The following is a 25286-nucleotide window of genomic DNA, read 5'->3' on the forward strand; positions in this document are numbered from 1 at the left end:
CCGTCTCACTTCGCGTCCGCGTAGCACTCCACCACCGCCGTGGTGAACGGGAACCGCACCGGCGTCGTCCCGAACGTCAGCCGTCCCGCCAGCTCCGCCGCGTCCCGGATCGCCGCGACGACGGTCGCGGCCTCCTCCTCGGGACAGTGCACGATCACCTCGTCGTGCTGGAAGAAGACCAGCTCGGCCGCCATGTCCGCGCAGGTCTGCCGCAGGGCCGCGAGCAGCAGCAGGGCCCAGTCGGCGGCGCTGCCCTGGACGACGAAGTTGCGGGCGAAGCGCCCCCGCGCGCGGGCGTTGGTGGAGGCGTACCCCGGCACCCACTCCTGGGCGCGGTCCCCGGCGTCGGCGGGGTCGTCCTGCGGCAGGCCCGCCTCCTCGGCGCCGTCGGCCGCGCCGGCCGCGGGCGGGCAGGTACGCCCCAGCCAGGTGCGCACGAGCCGGCCCTCCTCGCCCGCGCGCGCCGCGTCGTCGACATACGCCACGGCCCTGGGGAAGCGGCGTCTGAGCGCGGCCAGGTTCTTCAGGCCGTCGCCGGACGTCTGGCCGTAGACCGCGCCGAGCACGGCGAGCTTGGCCTGGGCGCGGTCGCCGGAGAAGGCGCGGTCGGAGACGGACTGGTAGAGGTCGGTCTCCCGGCCGGCCACCTCCATCAGACCGGGGTCGCGGGAGATCGCCGCGAGCACGCGCGGCTCCATCTGGTCGGCGTCGGCGACGACCAGCCGCCAGCCCGGGTCGGCGACGACGGCCCGCCGGATCACCTTGGGGATCTGCAGCCCGCCCCCGCCGTTGGTCACCCAGCGTCCGGTCACGGTGCCGCCGGCCAGGAACTCGGGGCGGAACCGGCCGTCGCGCACCCAGTCCTGGAGCCAGGACCAGCCGTGGGCGACCCAGATCCGGTACAGCTTCTTGTACTCGATCAGCGGCTTCACGGCCGGGTGGTCCAGCGACTCCAGCTCCCACCGGCGGGTGGAGCCGACCTTCACGCCCGCCTGCCCGAACGCTTTGACCACGTCCGCCGGGAGGTCGGGCCGCACCCGGCGCCCGAACGCCGCCGACACCTCCTCCGCCAGCTCGGCCAGACGCCGCGGCTCGCCCCCGCCCGCGTACCGCTCGCCCAGCAGGTCGTGCAGGACCTCGCGGTGCACGTCGGCCCGCCAGGGCAGCCCCGCGCGGTTCATCTCGGCGGCCACCAGCATCCCCGCCGACTCGGCGGCCGTCAGCAGCCGCATCCGCTGGGGGTGCGCCGAGCGGTCGTGCCGGCGCTGCTGCTCGGCGTAGACGGCGAGCAGGTCGGACAGGGGGAGGTGGACGGCCTCGGGCTCGAACAGCGGGGACTGCGCGCCCGGCTCGGCGGAGCGCTGCGGCGGGTCGGGCGGTACGGGGCCGCCGCGCAGCCGGGCCAGGGCGGCCGCGGCCGAGCGCGGTTCCCCGTAGCGCCCCTCGTGGCCGAGCAGGAGGGTCTCGGCGGCCTCCACGTCGTAGCACCGCTCCACTCGCACCCCCGCGGCGAGCAGGCGCGGCGCGGTCTCGGCGGTGGACCGCCACACCCAGCGCGTGACCTCCGGTCTGCTCCGCACCGCCGCGGCGAGGTCGGGCTCCCGCCGCACGGGTCCGGCGGGCAGCCCGTCGGGGCCGAGGGGGGCGACCTCCACGCCACCGCCCTCGGCCACCGCGAGCGCCCACCTCTCGGCCATGTCGCGAGTGTCGCAGGCGGGACTGACAACGGCCGTCGCCCACGCCCGTCCGTGGCTGTAGTACACGGCTGTCGCCCATGGGCGTTGCCCGTGGCTCAGGACTCCCCGGTCGCCCCGTCCTCCCTGACTGCCCCGCCTTCCCCGGTCGCCCCCGCGTTCTCGCCCTTCTCGGTGAGGTGGATGAACTCCGCCACCGCGTCGACGACGTACCGCTCGGTCGCCTCCTTGTCGAGCCCGAGCCCGCTCAGCACGCCCTCGCCGTGCTCGTGCTCCAGCAGGGCGAGCAGGATGTGCTCCGTGCCGATGTAGTTGTGGCCGAGGCGCAGAGCCTCGCGGAAGGTGAGTTCGAGGACCTTCTTGGCCGCGGGGCCGTAGGGCACCAGCTCCGGGACCTCCGCGGCGGCCGGCGGGAGCGCCGCGGTCGCCGCCTCGCGGATCGCGTCCAGGGTCACGCCCTGCGCGGCGATCGCCTTGGCGGAGAGGCTCTCGCGCTCGGTGACCAGGCCGAGGACGAGGTGCTCGGGCAGGCCCTCGGCGCTGCCGGCGGTCTTGGCCGCGTTGTGGGCGGTCATCACGACGTTGCGCGCGCGGGGCGTGTAGCGGCTGAAGCCCTGGCTGGCGTCCAGGTCGGCCGATTCCTTGGCCACGAAGCGCTTCTGCGCCGCCTGGCGGGTGACCCCCATGCTCTTGCCGATGTCGGTCCAGGACGCGCCCGAACGCCGGGCCTGGTCCACGAAGTGGCCGATGAGGTGGTCGGCCACCTCGCCGAGGTGCTCTCCGGCGATGACGGCGTCCTGGAGCTGTTCCAACGGCTCCGGATGCACCTTCTTGATCGCGGTGATGAGTTCGTCGAGGCGTACGGATGACGTGATGCTCGGGTTCGTCGTCATGTGTCAACCGTAGGTTGCGCCTCTCCGACTGTCAACTGATGGTTGACAGTGCCTCGGGGTCCCGGAGTCGTGGCACCATCGCCGGGTGAGTACGCCCCGCACCGTCGACCGAGCCTTCGGGACCGCCCTGTACGACACCGCCGACGACGCCCTCGACACCGCGGCCTCGCTGCTCGCGGCCGATCCGGCGGCGGACGCGGAACTGGCCCGGCGCGGTCGGGAGTTCGTGGCCACGGCCTGGCGGCGCGGCTGGCAGCCCGCCGACCTCGTACGGATCGTGCGCCGCGAACTGGACGACGTGCACGTACGGCTGGTGGCCGCGCTGATCCGCGCCCAGGCGCCCGACGACCGTGCGCGCGGTCCGCGCTGGGCCGCGCAGCTCGACGATCTGCCGGGCGGGGACGGCGCGGCGCCGCCCCGCACCGACCGCTTCTCGCACGCCACCGCCGTACTGGAGCTGTACCGCCTGCTGCTGCGGCTGCCCGGTCTGGAGCCGCTGGAGGCCGGGGAGGGCCCGGGCCGGGACCGGGAGCACCGGCCGGAGTCCCGTGCCCTCGCCCGCATCCGCGCGCTGCTCGCCAAGGCGGAGGCGACCGGGTACCCGGAGGAGGCGGAGGCGCTGAGCGCGAAGGCGCAGGAGCTGATGGCACGGCACAGCGTCGACGAGGCGCTGCTGGCCGCGCAGGCGCACGGACACGCGCCCTCGCCCGACACGCCGGGGGCCTGCCGGATCGGGGTGGAGCCGCCCTACGAGCAGGCCAAGGCCGTGCTGCTGGACGCGGTGGCCGACGCCAACCACTGCGGGGCCGTGTGGAACGAGCCCTTCGGCTTCTCCACCGTCGTCGGTTTCGAGGCCGACCTGGAGGCGGTCGAACTCCTCTACACCTCCCTGCTGGTGCAGGCCGAGGCCGCGATGACGAAGGCGGAGGCCGGTCAGCGGGCCGGCGGACGCAAGCGCACCAAGACCTTCCGGCAGTCGTTCCTCGCCGCCTACGCCCACCGCGCGGGCACCAGGCTGCGGGCCGCGGCGCAAGCAGCCACGCGGGCGGCCGCGGAAGCGGCCACCACGAAGAGCGCGACGGGGGCGGCGGGCGCGGCGGACGCGGACCTCCTGCCGGTGCTCGCCTCCCGCGAGGCCGCGGTCACCGACCGGATGGAGCGCATGTTCCCGGAGACGACCACGACCCGTCTGCGCGGCGCCGCGGACGCGGCCGGCTGGAAGGAGGGCACCCGCGCGGCCGACGCCGCCCGGGTCGGCCGCCACCGGCCGCTGGAACGGACCCCGGGGCCGGAGCCGCGCTCAGGAACCGATGCCGGTGGTCGGCAGTCCCGGCGGCAGTGAGCCGCCCTCCGACCTGGTGTACGTCTCCTCGCCCAGCTCGCCCTCCCAGGCCACCGTCAGCGAGGTGGCGTCGACCGCGCCGACCTTGCCGGTCGCGCGGTCGGCGCTGCCGTCGGCGCACTTGAGGCGGATCGTCCGGGTGCCGGAGGTCTCCTCCGCCGTACCGCTGCACACGGTCCCGCCGGTCGCGAACAGGGCCGCCTTGTCGCCGGTGACCATCAGGGCGACGGCCTGGCCGTCGGTGGTCGCCAGCCAGCTGCCCTCCAGCTCGCCCGCGGCGCCGGCGGACGGCGATCCGCCCTCGTCGCCGCCCGGGTCGCCGCCCGGCTCCGTGCTCGCGGACGCGCCGGGCGCCGCCGAGGACTTGTCCCCGCCGCCCGATCCCTCACCCGAACCGCCGCCGTCGGAGCCGCCGCCGTCGGTGCACGCGGTCAGGGCCATCACCCCCACCAGCCCGAGGGCGGGCAACGCGGTCCGCACGGACCGGCGCGCCCGCCGCGTCCGCCGAGTACGCCGGAGCGCGCCCCCGCCGGACCGGACGTCCGTACCCGGCACGGTCGCCGGACCCGCAGGACCTGCCGTACCCGCCGTACCCCCCGCACCTGCCGTGCTCGCCGTGTTCTCCGCGCTCGCCGTGTTCCCCGCAGTCACCCACGTCACCGGAAGCTCCAAGCTGTAGCCGGACGGCCGTTCGGCCCCGAACAGCCGCAAGCTACCAGGAGGACTTGCGCACCCCGGGAAGATGCCCGGCGTGCGCCTGCTCGCGCAGATTGACCCGGGAGAGCCCGAAGACCCGGAAGTATCCGCGCGGGCGTCCGTCGATCTGATCGCGGTTGCGCACCCGCGTGGGGCTCGCGTCGCGCGGCTGCCTGCGCAGTTCCCGCTGGGCGGCGAGCCGTTCGGCCTCCGTCGACGAGGGCCGGCGGAGGATCTCCTTCAGCTCGGCCCGGCGCTGGGCGTGGCGTGCGACGGTCGCCCGGCGCTGCTCGTTCTTCGCGATCTTGCTCTTCTTCGCCATCAGATCCTCACTCCCCGGGCACGGATGCGCGCCACGGCCGCCTCGACGCCGATCGAGTCGACCGTCCTGATCCCCTTCGTGCTCAGCCGCAGCCGCACGTGCCGGTTCTCGCTCGGCAGCCAGTAGCGCTTGGTCTGGATGTTGGGGTCGAAGCGGCGCGAAGTGCGCCGGTGGGAGTGGGAGATGCGGTTGCCGAAGCCGGGCCGGGCCCCGGTCAGCATGCAGTGGGCGGACACGGTGACGTACCTCTCTTCCGGACCGGACGGGTCCTAGCTGTTAATGGAATTCATTTTCAGTAAGATAGCAGCATGGCACGCAACGAACTCCGTCCGGTCATCAAGCTCCGGTCCACCGCCGGGACCGGCTACACCTACGTCACCCGCAAGAACCGCCGCAACGACCCCGACCGCCTGGTCCTGCGCAAGTACGACCCGACGGCCGGCCGGCACGTCGACTTCCGAGAGGAGCGCTGAGACGCCATGCGCAAGGGAATCCACCCCGAGTACCGCCCGGTCGTCTTCCGGGACCGGGCCGCGGACTACGCCTTCCTCACCCGCTCGACCATGACCAGCGAGCGCACCGTCGAGTGGGAGGACGGCCGGACCTACCCGGTCGTCGACGTCGAGGTCTCGCACGTCAGCCACCCCTTCTACACCGGCACCGCCCGCGTCCTGGACACCGCCGGACGCGTGGAGCGCTTCGAGCGCCGGTACGGGAAGCAGGACGGGGCATGAGCGAGCCGGGCCGCTTCCCCGAACCGCCGGTGGTGATCGTCGGCGGGCTGCACGCCGACGCGCGCAGGGCGGCCGTGGCCCGGCTGCTCGCCGACGTGCCCGGCAGCGTCGTCCTCCACCACGACCTGGCGACGGCCACCGCGGGGACGGTCGTGCGGACCGTGCGGGACGCCACCGGCATCCTCGCCGCGGGCGAGGCACCCCTGGTCAACGACTGCGCGTGCTGCGCGCTGCGCGAGGATCTCGTGCCCGAGCTGGTCCGGCTCGCGGAGGCCGGGGGCACTCCGCTGGCGGTCGTCGAGCTGTGGGACTCCGTCGAGCCCAAGGCGATGGCGGAGGTGGTGACGGCGGGCGGCTTCACCGTCGCCGGTGTGGTCACCGCCGTCGACCCCGCGCTGGTGCTGCCGTACCTCGGCAACGGCGACGACCTCGCCGAGGGCGGTCTCGCCGCCGCGGCCACCGATCAGCGCACCGTCGCCGACACCTTCGCGCGGCAGCTGGAGTACGCCTCCGTCCTCGCGCTCGCCGAGTCCCTCCCCGGCTCGCCGGAGGCCGACGACGAGGACCGCGAGCTGCTGGCCCAGCTGCACCCGACGGCCCGCCGGGTCCCGATCGGCCACGGGAACCCGGCGGGCGCACCACCCGCGGCCCTGGAGCTGGCGCGGGCCGCCCTCGCCGGGTTCGACGTGGATGCGGCGGCCGCGGCCCAGCACCCGGCCTGCGCGCTGCTGCCCGCGGAGGCCGACGCGCACGGCGTCGCCACCCTGGTCTGGCACCGCCGCCGCCCCTTCCACCCGGAGCGGCTGTACGCGGCGCTAGAGGACCTGACCTGTGCCGCGGCCCGCAGCCGGGGGCGGTTCTGGCTGGCCGGCAAGGGGGACACGCTGCTGCACTGGGACGCCGCGGGCGGTGCCCTGTGCGTGGAGAGCGCGGGGCCGTGGCTGGCCTCGCTCCCCGACGCCGCCTGGGAACTGGTGCCGCCCGTGCGCCGCGCCGCCGCCGCGCTGGACTGGCACCCCGAGCACGGCGACCGCTGCCAGCACCTGGTCTTCACGTCCCCCGGCCTCGACCGCGACGGCCTGGAACGGCTCCTGGAGTCCTGCCTGCTGACCGACGCCGAGTACGCCGCGGGGCAGGCCGCCTGGGACCGGCTGCCGCCCGCCTTCGACACCCTCCTGGAGGTCTGACCCGTGCCCCGACCCCGCAAGGCCGACCGCACACCCGCCCGGCAGCGTCCCAACCCGCTGGACCGGGCCGGAGTGACGTACGTCGACTACAAGGACACCGAGCTGCTGCGGAAGTTCATCTCCGACCGCGGCAAGATCCGCAGCCGCCGCGTCACCCGGGTGACGTCCCAGCAGCAGCGGCAGCTGGCCAGGGCGATCAAGAACGCGCGCGAGATGGCGCTGCTGCCGTACGGCACGCGCTGACCCGCCCGCCGTACCTCACGCACCAGCGACAACACCGGGGCACGCCCGTACTGTTCGGGCCCCGGTGTTGTCGCATGTTGTTGCATATTCTTCGAATTCGGGGGCACATGCGGGAACGACTTCCCGGGCCCCGGCGTCGTAGAGGACAGGGCTCGGTAAAGCGGTCGTCAAAGCTGTAACCGCGGGAACACCGCGCGTGCACGTGCATATGCTCATGCATCTGCACGTGAACGGGGTTATGATCCGGATCAGTTGACCACTGCATCAATGGCCACATCAGCCAGTGCACACCGGGGAGCGACCTGTGGACCACGACGTGTACGACGTGTACAACGGCATGGCCGCCACGCAGTTGCACGATGCGGCCTGGCAGAAGAGCCGGCGCAGCAACTCGCAGGGATCGTGCGTGGAGTTCGCGCGCCTGCCCGACGGCGCGGTGGCGGTGCGCAACTCCCGCTTCCCGGACGGTCCCGCGCTCGTCTACACGCGCGCCGAGATCGAGGCCATGCTGCTGGGGGTCAAGGACGGCGAGTTCGACCACCTGATCGCGAGCTGACCCGGGCGGCCGACCCGCCCGGCCGGGCGGCGGCTAGAGCCGGAACAGCGCCCAGACCACTTTGCCGTTGAGCGTCCCGGCCAGCGGGTGCCAGCCCCAGCTGTCGCTGAAGGAGTCGACGAGGAACAGGCCCCGGCCGGACTCCGCCGAGAAGTCGTCCGTCTCGCGGGCCACCGGGCTGTCGTGGCTGGGGTCGCGCACCGCGCACACCAGCCGCTCGGTCCAGCGCATCAGGTGCAGCCGTACCGGGCCGTGCTGCTCGTCGTGGCGCGGGGTGTCCGCGGGCAGCGCGTGCCGCAGGGCGTTGGTGACGAGTTCCGAGACCACCAGGCAGACGTCGTCGAATCGGTCGCCGGTGTCCCAGCCGTCGAGCGTCCTGCGGGTGAACCTCCGGGCCTCGCGCACCGCTTCGTACCGGGGCGGCAGGGCGCAGGAGGCGGCGTTGGACACGGCCGAGGGGTCGAGTGGCGGAAGGCCCTGCCGTAACGGCTCGAGCATGGTCGATCCATTCGTCCCCATGCGAGGCACTCCCGGGAATTCGCGGTCGTAGCGATGCGGCGCGGTGGTGCGGGACCATGGTTTCGGATGCGTACCGCAGATGCAAGGGCAGATGCACGTGCACGTGACCGAAATGGACCTGCCCGTACCGCTTGTTGGTCAATTTTTCCGTCATCTTCGCCTCCCCTTCATCTCCCGCGACGGCCGGTTCTGACCCGCCGCGTGCATGATCCTGCGCGTTTCCTTTGGCTCGATTCCGTTTCCGTAACCGGACGAGTACTGCTCGGAGTGTTTTAGTGGCAGACTTCGGCCCCTGAAGACGGTTGGGGAGGCTGGCGAACGTGAGCGCGGGAGAGCCCGGATCGGTGGTGCGGCGCATGCTGCTCGGATCACAACTCAGGCGACTGCGTGAGGCGCGGGGGATCACGCGCGAGGCCGCGGGCTACTCGATCCGCGCCTCCGAGTCGAAGATCAGCCGGATGGAGCTGGGCCGGGTGAGCTTCAAGACGAGGGACGTCGAGGACCTGCTGACGCTGTACGGCATCACGGACGAGCAGGAGCGCGCCTCCCTGCTCTCCCTGGCCAAGGAGGCCAATGTCGCGGGCTGGTGGCACAGCTACTCGGACGTGCTGCCCAGCTGGTTCCCCACCTACGTGGGGCTGGAGGGCGCCGCCTCGCTGATCCGGGCCTACGAGGTGCAGTTCGTGCACGGCCTGCTGCAGACCGAGGAGTACGCCCGCGCGGTCGTCCGGCGCGGCATGAAGGGCGCCGGCGAGGCGGACGTCGAGCGCCGGGTGGCGCTGCGCCTGGAGCGGCAGAAGCACCTGGTCGCGGAGAACGCCCCCGAGTTCCACATCGTGCTCGACGAGGCCGCCCTGCGCCGCCCGTACGGCGACCGCGAGGTGATGCGCGGCCAGCTCCAGCACCTGATCGAGGTGTCCGAACGCCCCAATGTGCGCCTTCAGGTCATGCCGTTCGGCTTCGGCGGTCACTCCGGCGAGAGTGGCGCGTTCACGCTCCTCAGCTTCCCCGAGTCGGACCTCTCGGACGTCGTCTACCTGGAGCAGCTCACCAGCGCGCTGTACCTGGACAAGCAGGAGGACGTCACCCAGTACGAGACGGCGCTGAAGGAACTCCAGCAGGACAGTCCGGGGCCGGACGAGAGCCGGGACCTTCTGCGGGGACTCCTCCAACTGTCGTAAAACATAAGTACGATGACGCTCGGTCAGGCGGCCCGCTCGCGGCGGCTGCGGCAGCTAAGGGGATTGAGGGAACACATGTCGTCGTACTTCACCGACCTCGCCCGGCAGTACATCGACGGCGAGTGGCGTTCCGGCACCGGCTCCTGGGACATCATCGACTTCAACCCGTACGACAACGAGAAGCTCGCCTCGATCACGATAGCGACCGTCGACGAGGTCGACGCCGCCTACCGGGCCGCCGAGCGGGCGCAGAAGCAGTGGGCCGCGACGAACCCCTACGCGCGCCGCGCGGTGTTCGAGAAGGCGCTGCGCCTGGTCGAGGAGCGCGAGGCGGAGATCGGCGAGGCGATCGTCGCCGAGCTGGGCGGCACCCGCCTGAAGGCCGCCTTCGAGCTGCACCTCGCCAAGGAGTTCCTGCGCGAGGCGGTCCACCTTGCGCTGCGCCCCGAGGGCCGGATCATCCCCTCGCCCGTCGACGGCAAGGAGAACCGCGTCTACCGGGTGCCGGTCGGCGTCGTGGGCGTCATCAGCCCCTTCAACTTCCCCTTCCTGCTCTCCCTGAAGTCGGTCGCCCCGGCCCTCGCCCTGGGCAACGGCGTCGTCCTCAAGCCGCACCAGAACACGCCGGTCGTCGGCGGCACGCTGGTCGCGAAGATCCTTGAGGACGCCGGACTGCCGGGCGGCCTGCTCAACGTCGTGGTCACCGACATCGCGGAGATCGGCGACGCCTTCATCGAGCACCCGGTCCCCAAGGTGATCTCCTTCACCGGCTCCGACAAGGTCGGCCGCCACGTGGCCACGGTCTGCGCCGCGAACTTCAAGCGCTCGATCCTCGAACTGGGCGGAAACAGCGCGCTGGTGGTCCTCGACGACGCCGACGTCGACTACGCGGTCGACGCCGCGGTCTTCAGCCGGTACGTCCACCAGGGCCAGGTCTGCATGGCCGCCAACCGCGTGCTGGTCGACCGCGCGGTGGCCGACGAGTTCACCGAGAAGTTCGTCGCCAAGGTGAAGACCCTCAAGGCCGGCGACCCGCGCGACCCGGCCACCGTCATCGGCCCGGTGATCAACTCCTCGCAGGCCGACGCGCTCTCCGGCGTGGTCGAGCAGGCGCTCGCCGAGGGCGCCACCGCCCTGGTGCGCGGCACGGTCACCGACAACCTGGTCGAGCCCTCCGTCCTCACCGGCCTGCCCGCCGACTCCGCCCTGCTCCAGCAGGAGGTCTTCGGCCCGGTCGCCTTCCTCGTCCCCTTCGACGGGGAGGAGGAGGCCGTGCGCCTGGTCAACGACACGCCGTACGGGCTGAGCGGTGCCGTGCACACCGGGGACGTCGAGCGCGGCGTCAACTTCGCCAAGCAGGTCGACACCGGCATGTTCCACGTGAACGACGGCACCGTGCACGACGAGCCGATCGTGCCCTTCGGCGGCGAGAAGCACTCCGGCCTCGGCCGCCTCAACGGCGACACCATGCTGGACGCCTTCACCACCCAGAAGTGGATCTCGGTGCAGCACGGGCGGAGCGGGTTCCCGTTCTGAGGGGGCCGGGAGTTCCGAGGGTCCCGGCGGGCGGCGCCCGGGGCCGGATCTAGGCTGGACCCCATGTCAGCGATCCGTCTCCTGGTGCTCGGCGCCGTCCGCCAGCACGGGCGGGCCCACGGCTACCAGGTGCGCAACGACCTGGAGTACTGGGGCGCGCACGAGTGGTCCAACGCCAAGCCCGGCTCGATCTACCACGCGCTGAAGCAGATGGCGAAACAGGGGCTGCTCCTCGCGCACGAGATCGCGCCGTCCACGGCGGGCGGGCCGCCGCGGGTGGAGTACGAGATCACGGAGCAGGGCACCGAGGAGTACCTCTCCCTGCTCCGTGCCTACCTCACCGCCTACGACCAGCGGCCGGACGTGCTCACCGCGGCGCTCGGCTTCATGGTCGACCTCCCGCGCGAGGAGGCGCTCGCGCTCCTTGAGGAGCGGGTGCGGAAGATCGGGGAGTGGCGCGCCGCCGTCACCGAGTACTACATGCCCGCGGAGGGGCCCGGCCAGTACGGGCACATCGGCGAGATCATGAACTACTGGGTCCACTCGGCCGACTCGGGCGCGGAGTGGACCCGCGGCCTGATCGAACGCGTCCGGGGCGGCGCGTACACCTTCGCCGGTGAGGGCGAGCCGTTCGTCGGTGTGCTGGCGGAGGGGGAGGAGAACCCGTTCGCGGCGGGGCGGCCGCACTACGGGGACGCTCGCTAATCAAGTTTGACCAATCGAGGAGTGGGCATTACCTTCTGAGCTTGTAGTCAAATTTGTCTAGCTTGACTTTCTGAGGAGAGCGGGGGAGTGACAGTGGCCGACACGGCGATCACCGTCGAAGGCGCACGCAAGAGGTACGGCGGCAAGGACGCATTGGACGGGCTCGACCTGACCGTCACACGCGGCACGGTGCACGGCGTGCTGGGCCCGAACGGAGCGGGCAAGACGACCCTGGTCCGGATCCTGTCCACGCTGCTGCGGCCCGACGCGGGCCGCGTCGAGGTGGCGGGGCACGACGTCGTCGCCGAGGCGTACGCGGTGCGGCTGCGCATCGGTCTGCTCGGCCAGCACGCGGCGCTCGACGAGGAGCTGGGCGGCCGGCAGAACCTGGAGATGTTCGGCCGCCTGCACCACCTGGGCGCCCGGCGGGCACGCGCGCGTGCCGACGAACTGCTCGCGCGCTTCGGCCTCTCCGACACCGGCCGCAAGCCGGTCAGCGCCTACAGCGGAGGCATGCGGCGCCGCCTGGACCTGGCCGCGTCCCTCATCACCGAACCGGAGGTGCTCTTCCTGGACGAGCCGACCACCGGCCTCGACCCGCGCGGCCGCGCGGAGGTGTGGGACTCGGTCCGCTCCCTGGTCGGCGCCGGTACGACGGTCCTGCTCACCACCCAGTACCTGGAGGAGGCCGACCAGCTCGCCGACCGCATCTCGGTCGTCGACGCCGGCCGGGTCGTCGCCGACGGCACGGCGGACGAACTCAAGGCCGCCACCGGCGGCGACCGCGTCGACGTCGTCCTGCGCGACGCCGGTCACCTGGGCGCCGCGGTGGCCCTGCTGCCGCTCACCGGCGTCCGCGTGGACCCCGACCGCCGGCTGCTCAGCGCCCCCGTCACCGACCGCATGGCGGCGCTCTCCGGCGTCGTACGGGCGCTGGAGGAGGCCGGTATCGAGGCCGAGGACGTGGCGCTGCGCCGGCCGACCCTGGACGAGGTGTTCCTGCACCTCACCGACCGCACGAAGGAGGCCGCGTGAGTACGACCGCCGTGCGTACGACCGCCGTGAGTCCCGTGACCCACGCCCTGTCCGACTCCTGGACGATGACCCGCCGCGAGCTGGCCCGCTGGGGACGGCAACCGGTGACGGTCGTCGTCGGCCTGGTCTTCCCGGTCATGCTGCTGCTGATGTTCGGCTACCTGGTCGGCGGCGGCCGGGGCGTGAGCGGCGAGTACGTCGACTACCTGGTCCCCGGCATGCTGGCCCTCACCATGGCCTTCGGCCTGGAGGGCACCATGATCGCCGTCACCCAGGACCTCAACAAGGGCGTCGTCGACCGCTTCCGCTCGCTGCCCATGACCAACGGCGCGGTCCTGGTGGGCCGTGCCACCGCCGACATGCTTCAGTCGGCGCTCGGCCTCGCCGTCCTGATCGGCGTCGGGTACGCGCTGGGCTGGCGGGCCCACGGCGGCCTCGGCGCCTTCCTCGGCGCGGTCGGCCTGCTCCTGCTCTTCCGCTTCGCCATGCTCTGGATCGGCATCTTCCTGGCCCTGGTGGCGGGGAAGCCCGAGCTGGTGCAGGCGGTGCAGATCCTGGTCTGGCCGGTCGGCTTCCTGTCCAACGCCTTCGCCACGCCCGACTCCATGCCCGGCTGGCTGGGCACCGTCGTCGAGTGGAACCCGATGTCCCAGACCGCCACGGCAGTCCGGGACCTCTTCGGCGGCCCCGGCGGCGAGTCCGGCCACCTCTGGGCGGCCGTCGCCTGGCCGCTGGCGCTGCTCGCGGTGTTCTTCCCGCTGGCGGTGGCCAGGTTCGGGCGGCTGAGCCGCTAGGGCTGATCCGGACAGGCCCTAGTGGTGGAACCCGGTGGCCGCGCCCTTGTCCCGGGTCAGCGGGTGCGGCTGCCGCCGCAGCTCAGGCAGCAGCCGTTCCAGGTCGTCGAGGAGCAGGTCCGCCATGTCGGCCGAGAAGCCGTTGCGGCACACCACCCGCAGCACGGAGAGGTCCTCGCGGTGCGGCGGGAAGGTGTACGCCGGCACCAGCCAGCCGCCCTCCCGCAGCCGCCGGGACACGTCGAAGACGTCGTACGCCGTCACCTCGTCGGCCGTCGTGAAGGCGAACACCGGCAACTGGTCGCCGCGCGTCAGCAGCCGGAAGTCGCCGAGCTCCGCCACCCGCCGGGCGACTGAGCCCGCGATGTCCCGCGCGTTCTGCTGCACCGCCCGGTAGCCCTCGCGGCCCAGCCGCAGGAACGTGTAGTACTGCGCCACCACCTGCGCGCCCGGCCGGGAGAAGTTCAGCGCGAAGGTCGGCATGTCGCCGCCCAGGTAGTTCACGCGGAACACCAGCTCCTCGGGCAGTGCCTCGGCGTCCCGCCACAGCGCCCAGCCCACGCCCGGGTAGACCAGCCCGTACTTGTGCCCGGAGGTGTTGATCGAGGCGACCCGGGGCAGCCTGAAGTCCCACACCAGGTCCTCGTCCAGGAACGGCGCGACCATGCCGCCGGAGGCTCCGTCGACGTGCACCGGAACGTCGAGTCCGGTCCGCTCCTGGAGGGCGTCCAGGGCGGCGCACAGGTCGGCGACCGGCTCGTAGGAGCCGTCGAAGGTGGAGCCCAGGATGCCGACGACGCCGATGGTGTTCTCGTCGCACAGCTCGGCGGCGGCCCGCGGGTCCAGGTGGAAGCGGTCGCCCTCCATTGGGACCTGGCGGGCCTCCACCTCCCAGAAGTTGCAGAACTTCTCCCAGCAGACCTGGACGTTCACGCCCATCACGAGATTGGGCCGCACGTCCTTCGCCGGGTAGCGGTCGGCGTTGCGCAGCGCCCAGCGCCGCTTGAGCGCCATCCCGGCCAGCATGCACGCCTCGCTCGACCCGGTCGTCGAGCAGCCCACGGCCGCCGACGGGTCGGGCGCGTGCCACAGGTCGGCGAGCATCGCCACGCAGCGCCGCTCCAGCTCGGCGGTGCGCGGGTACTCGTCCTTGTCGATCATGTTCTTGTCCCGGCACTCGCTCATCAGCACCCCGGCCTGCGGCTCCATCCAGGTGGTGACGAAGGTGGCCAGGTTGAGCCGCGCGTTGCCGTCCAGCATCAGCTCGTCGTGGACCAGCCGGTACGCGGTCTCCGGCGGCAGCGGGGAGTCGGGCAGCCGGTGCGAGGGCGGGGCCTCGGTCATGCCGCCGAGCGGGTTCGCCGCCGCGTGGAAGGGGTTCACGGCGAGCCGGCGCCGGTCACGATCGCCGTCGCGGGACGGGCGGGGCCCCTGGTGCAGTGACATGCGACCGACGGTAGGCCCGGGCCCCGTACCCCGCATCCGGGACGGGACCGTGCCGGACTCGTACCGGACCTTCAGCGGACCGGTACGAGACGGTCGGCGTCCGGGCGTCCGGCGCCCAGGTGGGCGGTGAGGAAGCGGGCGGCGCGGTCGAGTGCGGCGTCCGCCTCCTCGAGGCGGCCGTAGTGGAGCTGGTAGACGTGGGGGAGGCCCGGACCGACTTCGAGTGTGACCTCGACGTCGTCGGCGCCAGCACGGCCGGCCAGCCGGACCGCGTCGTCGAGCAGCACCTCGTTCGCACCGGCCTGCACGAGCAGCGGGGGCAGTCCGGCGAGGTCGGCGAAGACCGGGCTGGCCAGGGGGGCCGCCCGGTCGCCCGCGCCGACGTAGAGATCGGCGTACGCGCGCACGTCGGCCTCGGTGAAGATGGGGTCGGCGCCCTCCTTGGAACGGATGCTCCCTCCGGCGAGGGTGAGGTCGGCCCAAGGGGAGAAGAGGGCCACGGCGGCGGGCTGCGGCAGCCCTGCTTCCCTGGCCGCGAGCAGTGTGGCTATGCCCAGTCCGCCACCTGCGGAGTCACCGGCCAGGACGAGGTCCCGTGGGTCGGTACCCGTCGACAGCAGCTCGCGGTAGGCGGCGAGCCCGTCGTCCACGGCCGCGGGGAAGGGGTGCTCGGGCGCCAGCCGGTAGTCCACCGACACCGTGCGCAACCCGGCGCGGCGGGCCAGTTCACCGGCCAGCCCTGCGTGGGTGGCCGGTGAGCCGACGACGTAGCCGCCGCCGTGCAGGTAGAGCAGCCGGCCGGGGCCGGAGGCCGTGTCCGGGTCCAGCTCCAGGGCCGGCCGCCCGCCCAGGACGGTCCTGCGGGTGGCCACTCCTTCCGGGGCGGGGCGGGCGAGGGCCGCGGCGAAACCCTCGCGCTGCTCTTCGGGAGTGGTCGGCGTCTCGGCGCGAGGGGCGGAACGGAGTATGGCGTCCAGGGCGTCGCGCTGCTGTCGGGACATGCGGGGCCTCCATGGGTCGGCGTGCGAGAATGGATTCCTAGGAATCCATCTGCTCGGGGCCAACCGTATTCCAAGGAATATGATTCCCAGGAATCTATTGGAGGTTTTGTGAACTACGTCACCCCGGCCTTCGTCGACCTGGTCCGCGTCGAGACCCGTCTCTACAACGCGGTGAGCGCCCGGCTGCGGGCCGAACAGGGGGTGACTCTGGGACAGTTCGAATTTCTGGAGATCATCGACCGCGTGCCGGGGTGCCGTGTGCTCGACATCGTCGGCGAACTGGCGATCACCGTGGGGGCCGTCAGCAAGGCGGTCGACCGGCTGGTCGCCGCGGGCTGGTGCGTGCGGGCCGTGAACCCCCAGGACCGCCGCTCGTCCGTGCTCCGCCTCACCTCCGAGGGCGATCGGCGGCTGGCGGCTTCCCGCCCGGTGGTCGAGAGCGCGCTCGTCTCGTTGACCGCGGGGGTTTCGCCCGAGGATCTGAGCCGTGTCGCATCGACCCTGGCCGTGCTGCGCTCGACCCTCGAAGCGGGCTCCCACGGCTGCCCGGGCTGACGGAGCCCCTTCGGGCGACGGGTGTTCAGCGGTGCCCGCGGCGTATGGGGACCAGGTTGCCGCGCCGGTGGGCGGCGATGAGCATGGGGATCGCGATCAGCAGGCTGACGACGACGGGCACGATCGACGCCTCCAGGCCGAAGTCTCCGCCGGTCAGCAGCTCGGGGCCGGTCGGGTTGGTGGTCATCAGGCCCTCCGAGGCGTGGCCGGAGACCGGGATGCCGATCAGGCCCAGGGTGGTGTTCCAGGCGAAGTGCAGGCCCACGACGAACCAGATGTTGCGCGTCCACAGGAACGCGGCACCGAGGAGGACGCCGGCCTCGACGGCGATCGCGGTCGAACTCCACAGGGTGGCGTCCGGGTTGGCCAGATGCAGTAGGCCGAACAGCACCGCGGTGGTCGTCAGAGCCGCCCAGCTGCCCCACCTCTTCTCCAGCGCCTGGAGGGCGAGGCCGCGGAAGATCAGCTCCTCGGTCACGGCGGCGCCGAGCTGCATCGCGGCCATGCTCGCCACGATCGACAGGGCGCTGCCGGGCCGTTCGGTGAACGAGAACTCGGTGAGGAGCATGAGCATCGACACGGTGATGAACCCGAAGCCGATCACGGCGCCGGCCAGGGCCTGCGTCACGGCTCCCGGCCTCGCGATCTCCGGCATGCTCCGCCGGGCGACGAAGCGCATGACCGCCCAGTAGACGGCGACCGCCACGACGGCGCCGACGACGGCGACCACCCCGCCCGCCGAAGCCAGCCCGGACGCCAGACCCACACCCACGATCCCGGTCGGCATCCAGACGAGGGGAGACTGGACGAAGTGGCCACCCTCCCGGCGGGTGGACGGGGGTGAAGCGGCGCGAGTCGTACTCATGGTGACCTCCGGGTGGCATCGGCCGCGTGCCTTCCGGCGACCTGCCGAGAACGCTACGGAGACGGCCACGTTCCCGAATCACCCCCGAGTGGACAGTCCCCCGTAGCTCCCGCGGGGGACACGGGGCGGCACGGGGCGGCGGATGCCGCGAAGGACGGGGCCGGTCAGCGTGGCGCGCGGAACCCGGCTTGCACCTCACGTCACGTGAGGAGGCAGCGTGGAGGACGTCAGAGAAGGGAGCGGAAGTGAGCTACTCCGTGGGACAGGTGGCCGGCTTCGCCGGAGTGACGGTGCGCACGCTGCACCACTACGACGACATCGGCCTGCTCGTACCCAGCGAGCGCAGCCACGCGGGCCACCGGCGCTACAGCGACGCCGACCTCGACCGGCTGCAGCAGATCCTGTTCTACCGGGAGCTGGGCTTCCCGCTCGACGAGGTCGCCGCCCTGCTCGACGACCCGGCCGCGGACCCGCGCGCGCACCTGCGCCGCCAGCACGAGCTGCTGTCCGCCCGGATCGAGAAGCTGCAGAAGATGGCGGCGGCCGTGGAGCAGGCCATGGAGGCACGCAGTATGGGAATCAACCTCACGCCGGAGGAGAAGTTCGAGGTCTTCGGCGACTTCGACCCCGACCAGTACGAGGAGGAGGTCCAGGAACGCTGGGGCGACACCGACGCCTACCGGCAGTCCAGGGAGAAGACCGCCTCCTACACCAAGGCGGACTGGCAGCGCATCCAGGACGAGGCCGCCGAGCTCACCCGGCGCTTCGTCGCCCTGATGGACGCGGGTGAGCCCGCCGACTCCGAGGGGGCCATGGACGCCGCCGAGGAGCACCGGCAGGGCATCGCCCGCAACCACTACGACTGCGGGTACGAGATGCACACCTGCCTGGGCGACATGTACGTCTCGGACGAACGTTTCACGCGGAACATCGACGCCGCCAAGCCGGGCCTCGCCGCCTACATGCGCGATGCGATCCTCGCCAACGCCGTCCGGCACACCCCCTGAGCGGTGGTCGTGGCCCGGGTCCCGCGCCCGGGTCTCACTTTTGCGGCGCATGCCCAGGCTCACTCCCGGGCCACGACCACCGCCGTCCCGTACGCGCACACCTCGGTGCCCACGTCCGCCGCCTCCGTCACGTCGAAACGGAAGGACAGCACCGCGTTGGCCCCGCGCGCGCGTGCCTGCTCGACCAGCCGCTCCATCGCCTGGTTGCGGGTCTCGACCAGCGTCTTGGTCAGGCCGCGCAGCTCACCGCCGACCAGCGACTTCAGCCCGGCCCCGATCTGGCTCCCCAGGTGCCGGGAGCGCACGGTCAGCCCGAAGACCTCCCCGAGCACCTCCTGCACCCGGTGGCCCGGCAGATCGTTGGTGGTCACCACGAGCACGTCGGGCTGCGGGCCCTGGCCGCCGCCGTATTCTTCAATACCCATGGTTCTCAGGTTTCCCCGGGGAACGTCACAGCGCACCCCAAGACGCCCCGTGGAACCTGGGGCACCGCGGCTGCGTTGTACGTTTGGGCAGCCAGGTCCAGCCCGCCTCCCCCAGCAGCAGGAGCCACAATCCCGTGACCACCCTTGCGCTCGGTCCCGAGTGGATCAGCCCGGACTATCTGATCGAGACGTTCAGTCTGCCCGGCATCCTGCTCATCGTCTTCGCCGAGTCGGGACTCTTCGCGTTCCTGCCCGGCGACTCGCTGCTGTTCACCGCGGGCCTGTTCGTCGCCCAGGGCGAGTACATCAGCCAGCCGCTGTGGCTGGTGTGCACCCTGATCGTGGCCGCCGCCGTCCTCGGCGACCAAGTCGGCTACATGATCGGCAAGTTCTTCGGCCCCAAGCTCTTCAGCCGTCCCAACTCCAAGCTCTTCAAACAGGAGAATCTGGAGAAGGCGCACGAGTTCATGGAGAAGTACGGCCCCAAGGCGATCGTCCTGGCCCGCTTCGTGCCCATCGTGCGCACCTTCGCCCCCATCGTGGCGGGCGCCGGCCGCATGAAGTACCGCACCTTCCTCACGTACAACGTCATCGGCGGCGTCGCCTGGGGCACCGGCGTCACCCTCGCGGGCTACTGGCTCGGCCAGATCGAGTTCATCCGGGCCCACGTCGAGGGCATCCTCGTCCTGATCATCCTGATCTCGGTCGTCCCGATCGCCATCGAGTACCTGCGTGAACGCAAGAAGAAGCAGCGCGCCGCCGCGGCCGCACCCGCGACCCCGGCGCCCCAGCAGCAGCACCAGCCCGCGTTCCCGGTGATGGACGACGCCACGACCCAGCTCCGCCGGGTCGACCCGTACGACCAGCCGCAGCAGCAGTACGACCAGCGGTACGACCAGGGCTACGGCAACCAGCCGCACGGCGCCCAGCAGCCCCCGCAGCAGCCGTACGCCCAGCAGTACCCGCAGGGCTACGGCGACCAGCCCCAGCCCCAGCAGTACGGCGACCAGTACCCCTACAACCAGGGGCGCTGAGAGCGCCCAGGGGGCGCGGGGAACTGCGCGGGCGACCACGACGCGCCCGCACCCGCCGTCGTGCCATGTCCCCCGCCCCCTCAGGCGCTCTAGAACCCCCGGGTACGCTTCGCCGCCCGCCTGCCGGCGGCACTGGCGGCGCCGGGCACCTTCAGGAACAGCCGGGAGATCTCCCCGCCCAGGTTCACCCCGATCGCGATGGCCATCGCCAGGGCGACCGCGTTGGACAGCGACAGCAGCCCCGAGTCGACCTCGCCCTGCGCGATCCCCAGCAGACCGAAGTACGTCGCCGAACCGGGCAGCAGCGGCCCGATCGCCGCGGTCGTGTACGGCAGCGCCGACGCGAACCGGTAGCGGGACATCAGCTGCCCGAACAGGCCCACGAGCCCCGCCGCGGCGGCCGTGGAGGCCACCGGGGAGATGTCACCGGCGTAGTGCATGGCGCCGTACACGCACCAGGCGATGCCGCCGTTCAGGGTCACCGCGAGGACGGTGGCCCGTTCCTGCTGGAGCAGGATCGCGAAGGCCAGCGACAGCAGCATCGAGGCGAAGATCTGCACGAACGGTTCGTCACCGGTGCCGAGCTTGGCGTCCGGATTCAGCTCGGCGCCCAGCTGGACCCCGAAGTACAGCACCACCAGCACCCCGGCGACGATGCTGACGAAGAAGTACATGACCTCCAGCAGACGGGCCGCGGCGGTGATGTAGAAGCCGGTCAGACCGTCCTGCACCCCCGCGACCAGCGCCCGCCCGGGCAGCAGCGCGAACAGCCCACCAGTGATGACCGCGGACGCCTTCACGTCGACGTGCGTCACCGTCAGCAGGACGCCCATCGCGGCGGGCGGCATCGCCGCCACCGCGAACTGGTAGAACTCCGGCAGCCCGCGCCCGGCGCACAGCCACGCCAGCCGGTCGCCGAGCATCGAGCCGAACATCGCCGCGAAGAACACCGTCAGCCCGCCACCGACGAGCAGCGAGGCCCCGCCCGCGAGCAGACCGCTCGCCATGGTCAGCACCCAGGTGGGGTACGGGTGCCGGTTGCGGCGGATCTCCGCGAGGCGCCGGTAGGCCTCCTCCAGGGAGATGTTGGTGTCGGGGTCGCTGAGGTCGTCCACCAGGTGGAAGACGGCCGCGAGCCGGGTGTAGTCGGTGCCCCGGCGGCGTACCGTGCGCGAGGCCGTCACCGGATCGTCGACCAGGGACGGCTGGTGGGAGATCGACAGCAGGGTGAAGGTGACGTTGGGCTCGCAGCGGTCCAGGCCGTAGGAGCGGCAGACGGCGAACATGGCCGCCTCCACGTCCTCGGCACCCTCACCGCCCGCCAGCAGCAGCTCCCCGATGCGCAGCGTCAGGTCGAGCACGCGCGGCACGGCCGGGCCGGTCTCGTCGTCGTGCTTCTGCGAGGGCTCGGGCGCGGGCCGCTCGGCCACCGGCATCCGCAGCATGGCGCGCATCCGGTCCTGCCAGGGCACGTCCGTCAGGCTCACCGCGGGGAAGCCGCTCGCCGGGGTGAAGGCGGTCGGGGCGGTCCACGCGCTGTGCGTGCTCGGCATGGTGAACGCCGAGCCCTCGGCGTCCGCCGGAGCGGCCGGGGGCGCCTCCAGGCCGTCGGGGAGCGAGAACTCCGAGGTCGTCTCGGACTCGCTGCCGGTGGGCCGGGGAACGGCGAGTCCCTGCGGGATCTCGAACTCGGACGTCGTCGACGACTCGCCGTCGATCGACGCCGCGACGCCGCCGGGCTGCCGGAAGGCACTGCGGGCCTCGTCCGACTGCGGCTTGGGGTCCTCCGCCTCCGTCACCTGCGCAACGCTCCCTGGTACGAACACACCCTCCTGTTGACCTCAGTATGGTCACTCAAACACGAACGGGCCGCACGCGTGTGCGTGCGGCCCGTTACGGGAGAGGGGACTGCTCAGTGGCCGCCCTCGTCCTTGAAGCGCTTGTAGGACCGCTCGATCTCGGCCTCGGCCTCGGTGCGGCCCACCCAGTCGGCGCCCTCGACGGACTTGCCGGGCTCCAGGTCCTTGTAGACCTCGAAGAAGTGCTGGATCTCCAGGCGGTCGAACTCCGACACGTGATGGATGTCACGCAGGTGCTCCACACGCGGGTCGGTCGACGGCACGCACAGCAGCTTGTCGTCGCCGCCGGCCTCGTCCGTCATCCGGAACATGCCGATCGCGCGGCAGCGGATGAGGCAGCCCGGGAAGGTCGGCTCGTCCAGGATGACCAGCGCGTCCAGCGGGTCGCCGTCCTCGCCGAGGGTGTTCTCGACGAAGCCGTAGTCGGTCGGGTAGGCGGTCGAGGTGAACAGGCGGCGGTCCAGGCGGATACGACCGGTCTCGTGGTCCACCTCGTACTTGTTCCGCGAACCCTTCGGGATCTCGATCGTGACGTCGAACTCCACCGGACGCTCCTCCATGATCAGCACATAGTTCTGGTGGTTAAGTGTCCCTCACGCAGGTGTGTGATCGCGAAAGGGGCTGGTGACAGTGCCAGAGCTGAGGCCTTGGCGGACCGCGAGACCCCATGTCGCGCGGGCCGCGGATGCCGTACGTCCCCGTCTGGCCCGCTTCGTCCGGGCCGCCGGACCGCGGGTCGCACGGTTCGCACGGGCCACGGCGCCGCGGCTCACCCGGATCACGAGGCCGAAGACCTGGCAGTACACCGCCGGTGCCGCCACCGCCGGACTGGCACTGGCCGCCGGTGTGGTGACCGCCGCCGGCCCCTGGGACTCCACGGGTCAGCGTACGGCCGAGCGGGACCGGGCCGTCGCCCTGGAGCACACGGGTGGCACAGATCACGGCCGCGGATCCGGGGCCTCCGGTACGTCGTCCGGTTCGCCCCGTCCCGCGCCCAGCGCCGGGGCCGTACTGGCCGGTCTCGACGGCACCTCCGCCCCCGGCGGCGTCAAGGCCGCACCCGGCGACCAGGATCTCGCGGACCTCCTCGACCCCCTGCTCAAGGACGCCCCCGGGCTCGGCGAGCGCCGCGCGGCGGCCGTCGTCGACCTCACCACCGGCAAGCGCCTGTACGGCCTCGGCCCCGACGCCCCGCTCACCCCGGCCTCCACCACCAAGATCGCCACGGCCGTCGCCGCCCTCACCGCCCTCGGCCCCGACCACCGCCTCACCACCCGCACCGCCCTGGAGGCCGACACCGGCGAGGTGGTCCTGGTCGGCGGCGGCGACCCCACCCTCACCGCGCGCGAGGACGCCCGGAACCTGGCCAGCCTGCGCACCCTCGCCGAGCGGACCGCCGCCGCCCTGAAGAAGCGGGGCCTGCGCGAGGTGACGCTGTCGTACGACACGACGCTCTACGCCGGTACGGAAACGCACCCGATCGGGGTCAACGAGAACCTCGCCCGCGTCACCGCCCTGATGACCGACGAGGGCCGCACCGACGACTCCACCAGCGGCCCCGCCCCGCGCGTGCCCGACCCGGCCGCCGACGCCGCCCGCACCTTCGCCGGCCTCCTGGAACAGCACGGCATCACCGCGTCGGCCCCCGGCCCCTCCAAGGCCACCGGCCGCGCCGACACCCTCGCCACGGTTTCCTCGCCCCCGCTGTCGGCCCTGGTCGAGCGGATGCTGACCAACAGCGACAACGACCTCGCCGAGGCCCTGGCCCGGCACACCGCCGTGGCCACCGGCAAGCGCGCCGACTTCGACGGGGCGGGCGCCGCCGTCACGGCCCGCCTGAAACAGCTCGGCCTGCCGGTGGGCGGCGCGCGGTTCCACGACGGGAGCGGCCTGGACCGCACCGACCTGATCAGCGCCGACCTGCTCACCGCGCTGCTGACCGAGGCGGCCGACCCCGCCCGCCCCCAACTCCGCGCGGTGCTCACCGGCCTCCCCGTCGCCCACTTCACCGGCACGCTGGCCGGCCGTTACACGGACGGCGCAGCGGGCCTCGTCCGCGCCAAGACCGGCACCCTCACCGGCGTGAACACCCTGGCCGGCACGGTCACCACCGCCGACGGCCGCCTCCTCGGCTTCGCCTTCCTGGCCAACGCCACGACGGACGCCTGGTCGGCCCAGACGACCCTGGACCGTGCGGCAACGGCACTGGCGTCACCGTAGCTGCGGGCAACCGTGCCGCACCGCCGTGGGCAGGCGTTCCGCAAGGCGGAACGGGTGGGCAAGGCCTGCAACGCCGGGTGCCCAGGCAACGGACCTCGCACCTGCCGACCTGGTACCCCCGCACAACTGCCCCCCAGCGGCAGCGCTCCCGTACCGTTGACGCATGACGAGCATCGGCGCAAATTCCGGCATGGTCGACTGGAACCTCGCGGTGGCGACCGCGACCCGGCTCGTACGGCCGGGCCCCGAGGTGAGCCGCGACGAGGCCAGGGCCGTCGTCGCCGAGCTCCGCCGCCATGCCAAGTCCTCGGAGGAGCACGTCCGCGGCTTCACCCGGATGGGTACCGAGGAGACCCACGACACCCCTCTCCTGGTGGTCGACCGGCCCGGCTGGGTCCGGGCCAACGTCGCCGGGTTCCGGGAGCTGCTCAAGCCCCTGCTGGAGAAGATGCAGGAGCGGCGCGGCGGCGGCGCGGGCAACGCGGTCCTCGGCGCCGTCGGCGGCAAGGTCACCGGCGTGGAGCTGGGCATGCTGCTGTCGTTCCTGTCCTCCCGCGTCCTCGGCCAGTACGAGACCTTCGCCCCGGCCACCCGGGAGCTGCCCGCCGGTGCGAACGGCGGCGGCCGGCTGCTCCTGGTCGCACCGAACATCGTCCACGTGGAGCGCGAACTCGACGTCGAACCGCACGACTTCCGCCTGTGGGTGACCCTGCACGAGGAGACGCACCGCACGCAGTTCACCGCCGTGCCCTGGCTGCGCGACCACCTGGAGGGCGAAATCCAGTCGTTCCTGGCCGAGACCGACGTGGACCCCATGACCGTGCTGGAGCGGGTCCGCGAGGCCGCCCAATCGCTGGCCGGAGGCCGTCCCGAGGCGGAGGAGGACGACGGCGGCCGCTCGCTCGTGGAACTGGTGCAGACCCCGGCCCAACGGGAGGTTCTCGGCCGTCTCACCGCCGTGATGTCCCTCCTGGAGGGGCACGCCGACTTCGTGATGGACGGTGTGGGGCCGGCGGTCGTGCCGAGCGTCGGGGAGATCCGGGAGAAGTTCCAGCAGCGCCGCGCCAAGGGCGCCTCCCGTCTCGACATGGCGCTGCGCAAGCTGCTCGGCCTGGACGCCAAGCTCCGTCAGTACCGGGACGGCGAACGGTTCGTACGGGCCGTCGTCGAGGAGTGCGGCATGGACGGCTTCAACCGTGTCTGGACCTCGCCCAACACGCTCCCCACCAAGTCGGAGATCGCCAAACCGGCGGACTGGATCGCGCGGGTGCACCGCAAGCCGGAGGCGTGAGCCGCGCGGGCGGGGCGTGAAACGATTCCGGCCTACGGCAGGCGAACGACCCTTCAATCACCCGTCCGAGGGACCGTGAGCCTTCGGCAGGCGTGCGATGCTCGGGGAACGGCCCGTTTCTGTCACCATCTACACACTCTGCGTGA

General features: G+C 72.3%; 28 protein-coding genes. 16 read left to right on the forward strand and 12 right to left on the reverse strand.

The features are described from left to right. Nucleotides 1-5: 5 nt before the first annotated feature. Both ACH4D3_RS29690 and ACH4D3_RS29695 read right to left on the reverse strand, forming a co-directional pair. A complete protein-coding gene (locus ACH4D3_RS29690) occupies nucleotides 6-1697 on the reverse strand; it encodes a bifunctional 3'-5' exonuclease/DNA polymerase (RefSeq protein WP_398328210.1) in 1692 nt (563 codons plus the stop codon). A 95-nt stretch (nucleotides 1698-1792) separates the two neighbouring features. Next, the gene (locus ACH4D3_RS29695; RefSeq protein ID WP_398328213.1) at nucleotides 1793-2587 is read right to left on the reverse strand and encodes a Clp protease N-terminal domain-containing protein; all 795 of its coding nucleotides are present in this window, start codon (nucleotides 2585-2587) and stop codon (nucleotides 1793-1795) included. Nucleotides 2588-2672: 85 nt separating this feature from the next. On the opposite strand from ACH4D3_RS29695, the gene ACH4D3_RS29700 reads away from it, so the two are divergent. Further along, a complete protein-coding gene (locus tag ACH4D3_RS29700; RefSeq protein WP_398328216.1) occupies nucleotides 2673-3929 on the forward strand; it encodes a DUF2786 domain-containing protein in 1257 nt (418 codons plus the stop codon). On the opposite strand, the gene ACH4D3_RS29705 is transcribed toward ACH4D3_RS29700, so the two are convergent. The 3 genes from ACH4D3_RS29705 to rpmB all read right to left on the reverse strand — a co-directional run bounded on the left by ACH4D3_RS29705 (nucleotide 3888) and on the right by rpmB (nucleotide 5183). Then, complete coding sequence (locus ACH4D3_RS29705; RefSeq protein ID WP_398328219.1) at nucleotides 3888-4409, reverse strand: hypothetical protein; 522 nt, start codon at nucleotides 4407-4409, stop codon at nucleotides 3888-3890. The genes ACH4D3_RS29700 and ACH4D3_RS29705 overlap by 42 nt on opposite strands. A 232-nt stretch (nucleotides 4410-4641) precedes the next feature. Next, nucleotides 4642-4947, reverse strand: coding sequence for a 30S ribosomal protein S14 (rpsN, locus tag ACH4D3_RS29710; RefSeq protein WP_398328222.1), 306 nt, complete (start codon nucleotides 4945-4947; stop codon nucleotides 4642-4644). Beyond that, nucleotides 4947-5183 carry a 50S ribosomal protein L28 gene (gene rpmB / locus ACH4D3_RS29715; protein ID WP_011028971.1) on the reverse strand — a complete coding sequence of 79 codons (237 nt, stop codon included), beginning with the start codon at nucleotides 5181-5183 and terminating at the stop codon, nucleotides 4947-4949. The genes rpsN and rpmB overlap by 1 nt, the downstream gene beginning before the upstream one ends. 72 nt (nucleotides 5184-5255) lie before the next feature. Between rpmB and rpmG the strand changes: the two genes are divergently transcribed. From rpmG to ACH4D3_RS29740, 5 genes are all read left to right on the forward strand, one after another. After that, nucleotides 5256-5420, forward strand: coding sequence for a 50S ribosomal protein L33 (gene rpmG / locus ACH4D3_RS29720; RefSeq protein ID WP_059301677.1), 165 nt, complete (start codon nucleotides 5256-5258; stop codon nucleotides 5418-5420). Between the two features lie 6 nt (nucleotides 5421-5426). Further along, a complete protein-coding gene (locus ACH4D3_RS29725) occupies nucleotides 5427-5681 on the forward strand; it encodes a type B 50S ribosomal protein L31 (protein WP_003975406.1) in 255 nt (84 codons plus the stop codon). Then, a complete protein-coding gene (locus ACH4D3_RS29730; RefSeq protein WP_398328227.1) occupies nucleotides 5678-6868 on the forward strand; it encodes a CobW family GTP-binding protein in 1191 nt (396 codons plus the stop codon). Before ACH4D3_RS29725 ends, ACH4D3_RS29730 begins: the two co-directional genes overlap by 4 nt. A gap of 3 nt (nucleotides 6869-6871) precedes the next feature. Further along, nucleotides 6872-7111 carry a 30S ribosomal protein S18 gene (gene rpsR / locus ACH4D3_RS29735; RefSeq protein WP_385356956.1) on the forward strand — a complete coding sequence of 80 codons (240 nt, stop codon included), beginning with the start codon at nucleotides 6872-6874 and terminating at the stop codon, nucleotides 7109-7111. A gap of 304 nt (nucleotides 7112-7415) precedes the next feature. Then, the gene (locus ACH4D3_RS29740; protein ID WP_011028968.1) at nucleotides 7416-7667 is read left to right on the forward strand and encodes a DUF397 domain-containing protein; all 252 of its coding nucleotides are present in this window, start codon (nucleotides 7416-7418) and stop codon (nucleotides 7665-7667) included. A gap of 33 nt (nucleotides 7668-7700) precedes the next feature. Here the strand turns inward: ACH4D3_RS29740 and ACH4D3_RS29745 are convergent, their stop codons facing one another. After that, on the reverse strand, nucleotides 7701-8165 hold the full coding sequence (locus ACH4D3_RS29745; RefSeq protein ID WP_398328231.1) for an ATP-binding protein: 465 nt from the start codon (nucleotides 8163-8165) through the stop codon (nucleotides 7701-7703). A gap of 377 nt (nucleotides 8166-8542) precedes the next feature. Here ACH4D3_RS29745 and ACH4D3_RS29750 point away from each other — a divergent pair, with 377 nt between their 5' ends. From ACH4D3_RS29750 to ACH4D3_RS29770, 5 genes are all read left to right on the forward strand, one after another. Next, entirely contained in the window at nucleotides 8543-9367 is an 825-nt protein-coding gene (locus tag ACH4D3_RS29750) for a helix-turn-helix domain-containing protein (protein WP_398328451.1), read from the forward strand. Nucleotides 9368-9442: 75 nt separating this feature from the next. After that, entirely contained in the window at nucleotides 9443-10903 is a 1461-nt protein-coding gene (locus ACH4D3_RS29755) for an aldehyde dehydrogenase family protein (protein ID WP_398328454.1), read from the forward strand. Nucleotides 10904-10966: 63 nt separating this feature from the next. After that, the gene (locus tag ACH4D3_RS29760; protein WP_398328234.1) at nucleotides 10967-11608 is read left to right on the forward strand and encodes a PadR family transcriptional regulator; all 642 of its coding nucleotides are present in this window, start codon (nucleotides 10967-10969) and stop codon (nucleotides 11606-11608) included. A gap of 93 nt (nucleotides 11609-11701) precedes the next feature. Beyond that, on the forward strand, nucleotides 11702-12643 hold the full coding sequence (locus ACH4D3_RS29765; protein ID WP_398328457.1) for an ATP-binding cassette domain-containing protein: 942 nt from the start codon (nucleotides 11702-11704) through the stop codon (nucleotides 12641-12643). Nucleotides 12644-12708: 65 nt separating this feature from the next. Continuing rightward, nucleotides 12709-13437, forward strand: a complete 729-nt coding sequence (locus ACH4D3_RS29770) for an ABC transporter permease (RefSeq protein WP_398328460.1) — start codon at nucleotides 12709-12711, stop codon at nucleotides 13435-13437. An 18-nt stretch (nucleotides 13438-13455) separates the two neighbouring features. Here the strand turns inward: ACH4D3_RS29770 and ACH4D3_RS29775 are convergent, their stop codons facing one another. After that, on the reverse strand, nucleotides 13456-14883 hold the full coding sequence (locus ACH4D3_RS29775) for a glutamate decarboxylase (RefSeq protein ID WP_398328236.1): 1428 nt from the start codon (nucleotides 14881-14883) through the stop codon (nucleotides 13456-13458). 71 nt (nucleotides 14884-14954) lie between these two features. After that, nucleotides 14955-15884 carry an alpha/beta hydrolase gene (locus tag ACH4D3_RS29780; RefSeq protein WP_398328239.1) on the reverse strand — a complete coding sequence of 310 codons (930 nt, stop codon included), beginning with the start codon at nucleotides 15882-15884 and terminating at the stop codon, nucleotides 14955-14957. 108 nt (nucleotides 15885-15992) lie between these two features. Here ACH4D3_RS29780 and ACH4D3_RS29785 point away from each other — a divergent pair, with 108 nt between their 5' ends. Continuing rightward, entirely contained in the window at nucleotides 15993-16439 is a 447-nt protein-coding gene (locus ACH4D3_RS29785; protein WP_398328242.1) for a MarR family winged helix-turn-helix transcriptional regulator, read from the forward strand. A gap of 25 nt (nucleotides 16440-16464) precedes the next feature. Here the strand turns inward: ACH4D3_RS29785 and ACH4D3_RS29790 are convergent, their stop codons facing one another. After that, nucleotides 16465-17304 carry a lysostaphin resistance A-like protein gene (locus ACH4D3_RS29790; RefSeq protein WP_398328245.1) on the reverse strand — a complete coding sequence of 280 codons (840 nt, stop codon included), beginning with the start codon at nucleotides 17302-17304 and terminating at the stop codon, nucleotides 16465-16467. 245 nt (nucleotides 17305-17549) lie between these two features. On the opposite strand from ACH4D3_RS29790, the gene ACH4D3_RS29795 reads away from it, so the two are divergent. After that, nucleotides 17550-18311: a MerR family transcriptional regulator gene (locus ACH4D3_RS29795; RefSeq protein ID WP_398328248.1), complete on the forward strand. Its 762-nt coding sequence runs from the start codon at nucleotides 17550-17552 to the stop codon at nucleotides 18309-18311. Between the two features lie 59 nt (nucleotides 18312-18370). Here ACH4D3_RS29795 and ACH4D3_RS29800 read toward each other — a convergent pair whose 3' ends face one another. Beyond that, nucleotides 18371-18736 (reverse strand): YbjQ family protein, encoded by a 366-nt coding sequence (locus ACH4D3_RS29800; protein WP_003975421.1) that lies wholly within the window; start codon nucleotides 18734-18736, stop codon nucleotides 18371-18373. Nucleotides 18737-18870: 134 nt separating this feature from the next. Between ACH4D3_RS29800 and ACH4D3_RS29805 the strand changes: the two genes are divergently transcribed. After that, a complete protein-coding gene (locus ACH4D3_RS29805; protein ID WP_398328251.1) occupies nucleotides 18871-19770 on the forward strand; it encodes a DedA family protein in 900 nt (299 codons plus the stop codon). 89 nt (nucleotides 19771-19859) lie between these two features. On the opposite strand, the gene ACH4D3_RS29810 is transcribed toward ACH4D3_RS29805, so the two are convergent. Both ACH4D3_RS29810 and ACH4D3_RS29815 read right to left on the reverse strand, forming a co-directional pair. Continuing rightward, a complete protein-coding gene (locus ACH4D3_RS29810; protein WP_398328254.1) occupies nucleotides 19860-21569 on the reverse strand; it encodes a threonine/serine exporter ThrE family protein in 1710 nt (569 codons plus the stop codon). Nucleotides 21570-21682: 113 nt separating this feature from the next. Beyond that, on the reverse strand, nucleotides 21683-22174 hold the full coding sequence (locus tag ACH4D3_RS29815) for an inorganic diphosphatase (RefSeq protein ID WP_398328463.1): 492 nt from the start codon (nucleotides 22172-22174) through the stop codon (nucleotides 21683-21685). Nucleotides 22175-22253: 79 nt separating this feature from the next. On the opposite strand from ACH4D3_RS29815, the gene dacB reads away from it, so the two are divergent. Continuing rightward, nucleotides 22254-23849 carry a D-alanyl-D-alanine carboxypeptidase/D-alanyl-D-alanine-endopeptidase gene (gene dacB, locus ACH4D3_RS29820; RefSeq protein ID WP_398328257.1) on the forward strand — a complete coding sequence of 532 codons (1596 nt, stop codon included), beginning with the start codon at nucleotides 22254-22256 and terminating at the stop codon, nucleotides 23847-23849. Nucleotides 23850-24012: 163 nt separating this feature from the next. Continuing rightward, a complete protein-coding gene (locus ACH4D3_RS29825; protein WP_003975426.1) occupies nucleotides 24013-25140 on the forward strand; it encodes a zinc-dependent metalloprotease in 1128 nt (375 codons plus the stop codon). Nucleotides 25141-25286 lie beyond the last annotated feature (146 nt).

The organism is Streptomyces sp. NPDC018026 (genome assembly GCF_044327745.1).
GTDB lineage: Bacteria > Actinomycetota > Actinomycetes > Streptomycetales > Streptomycetaceae > Streptomyces > Streptomyces rubrogriseus.

Coding starts and splice junctions, on each gene's coding strand:
- ACH4D3_RS29690 (WP_398328210.1), bottom strand. CDS start 1,697: ATGGCCGAGAGGTGGGCGCTCGCGGTGGCCGAGGGCGGTGGCGTGGAG.
- ACH4D3_RS29695 (WP_398328213.1), bottom strand. CDS start 2,587: ATGACGACGAACCCGAGCATCACGTCATCCGTACGCCTCGACGAACTC.
- rpsN (WP_398328222.1), bottom strand. CDS start 4,947: ATGGCGAAGAAGAGCAAGATCGCGAAGAACGAGCAGCGCCGGGCGACC.
- rpmG (WP_059301677.1), top strand. CDS start 5,256: ATGGCACGCAACGAACTCCGTCCGGTCATCAAGCTCCGGTCCACCGCC.
- ACH4D3_RS29725 (WP_003975406.1), top strand. CDS start 5,427: ATGCGCAAGGGAATCCACCCCGAGTACCGCCCGGTCGTCTTCCGGGAC.
- ACH4D3_RS29730 (WP_398328227.1), top strand. CDS start 5,678: ATGAGCGAGCCGGGCCGCTTCCCCGAACCGCCGGTGGTGATCGTCGGC.
- ACH4D3_RS29745 (WP_398328231.1), bottom strand. CDS start 8,165: ATGCTCGAGCCGTTACGGCAGGGCCTTCCGCCACTCGACCCCTCGGCC.
- ACH4D3_RS29750 (WP_398328451.1), top strand. CDS start 8,543: ATGCTGCTCGGATCACAACTCAGGCGACTGCGTGAGGCGCGGGGGATC.
- ACH4D3_RS29755 (WP_398328454.1), top strand. CDS start 9,443: ATGTCGTCGTACTTCACCGACCTCGCCCGGCAGTACATCGACGGCGAG.
- ACH4D3_RS29760 (WP_398328234.1), top strand. CDS start 10,967: ATGTCAGCGATCCGTCTCCTGGTGCTCGGCGCCGTCCGCCAGCACGGG.
- ACH4D3_RS29770 (WP_398328460.1), top strand. CDS start 12,709: ATGACCCGCCGCGAGCTGGCCCGCTGGGGACGGCAACCGGTGACGGTC.
- ACH4D3_RS29775 (WP_398328236.1), bottom strand. CDS start 14,883: ATGTCACTGCACCAGGGGCCCCGCCCGTCCCGCGACGGCGATCGTGAC.
- ACH4D3_RS29780 (WP_398328239.1), bottom strand. CDS start 15,884: ATGTCCCGACAGCAGCGCGACGCCCTGGACGCCATACTCCGTTCCGCC.
- ACH4D3_RS29790 (WP_398328245.1), bottom strand. CDS start 17,304: ATGAGTACGACTCGCGCCGCTTCACCCCCGTCCACCCGCCGGGAGGGT.
- ACH4D3_RS29800 (WP_003975421.1), bottom strand. CDS start 18,736: ATGGGTATTGAAGAATACGGCGGCGGCCAGGGCCCGCAGCCCGACGTG.
- ACH4D3_RS29825 (WP_003975426.1), top strand. CDS start 24,013: ATGACGAGCATCGGCGCAAATTCCGGCATGGTCGACTGGAACCTCGCG.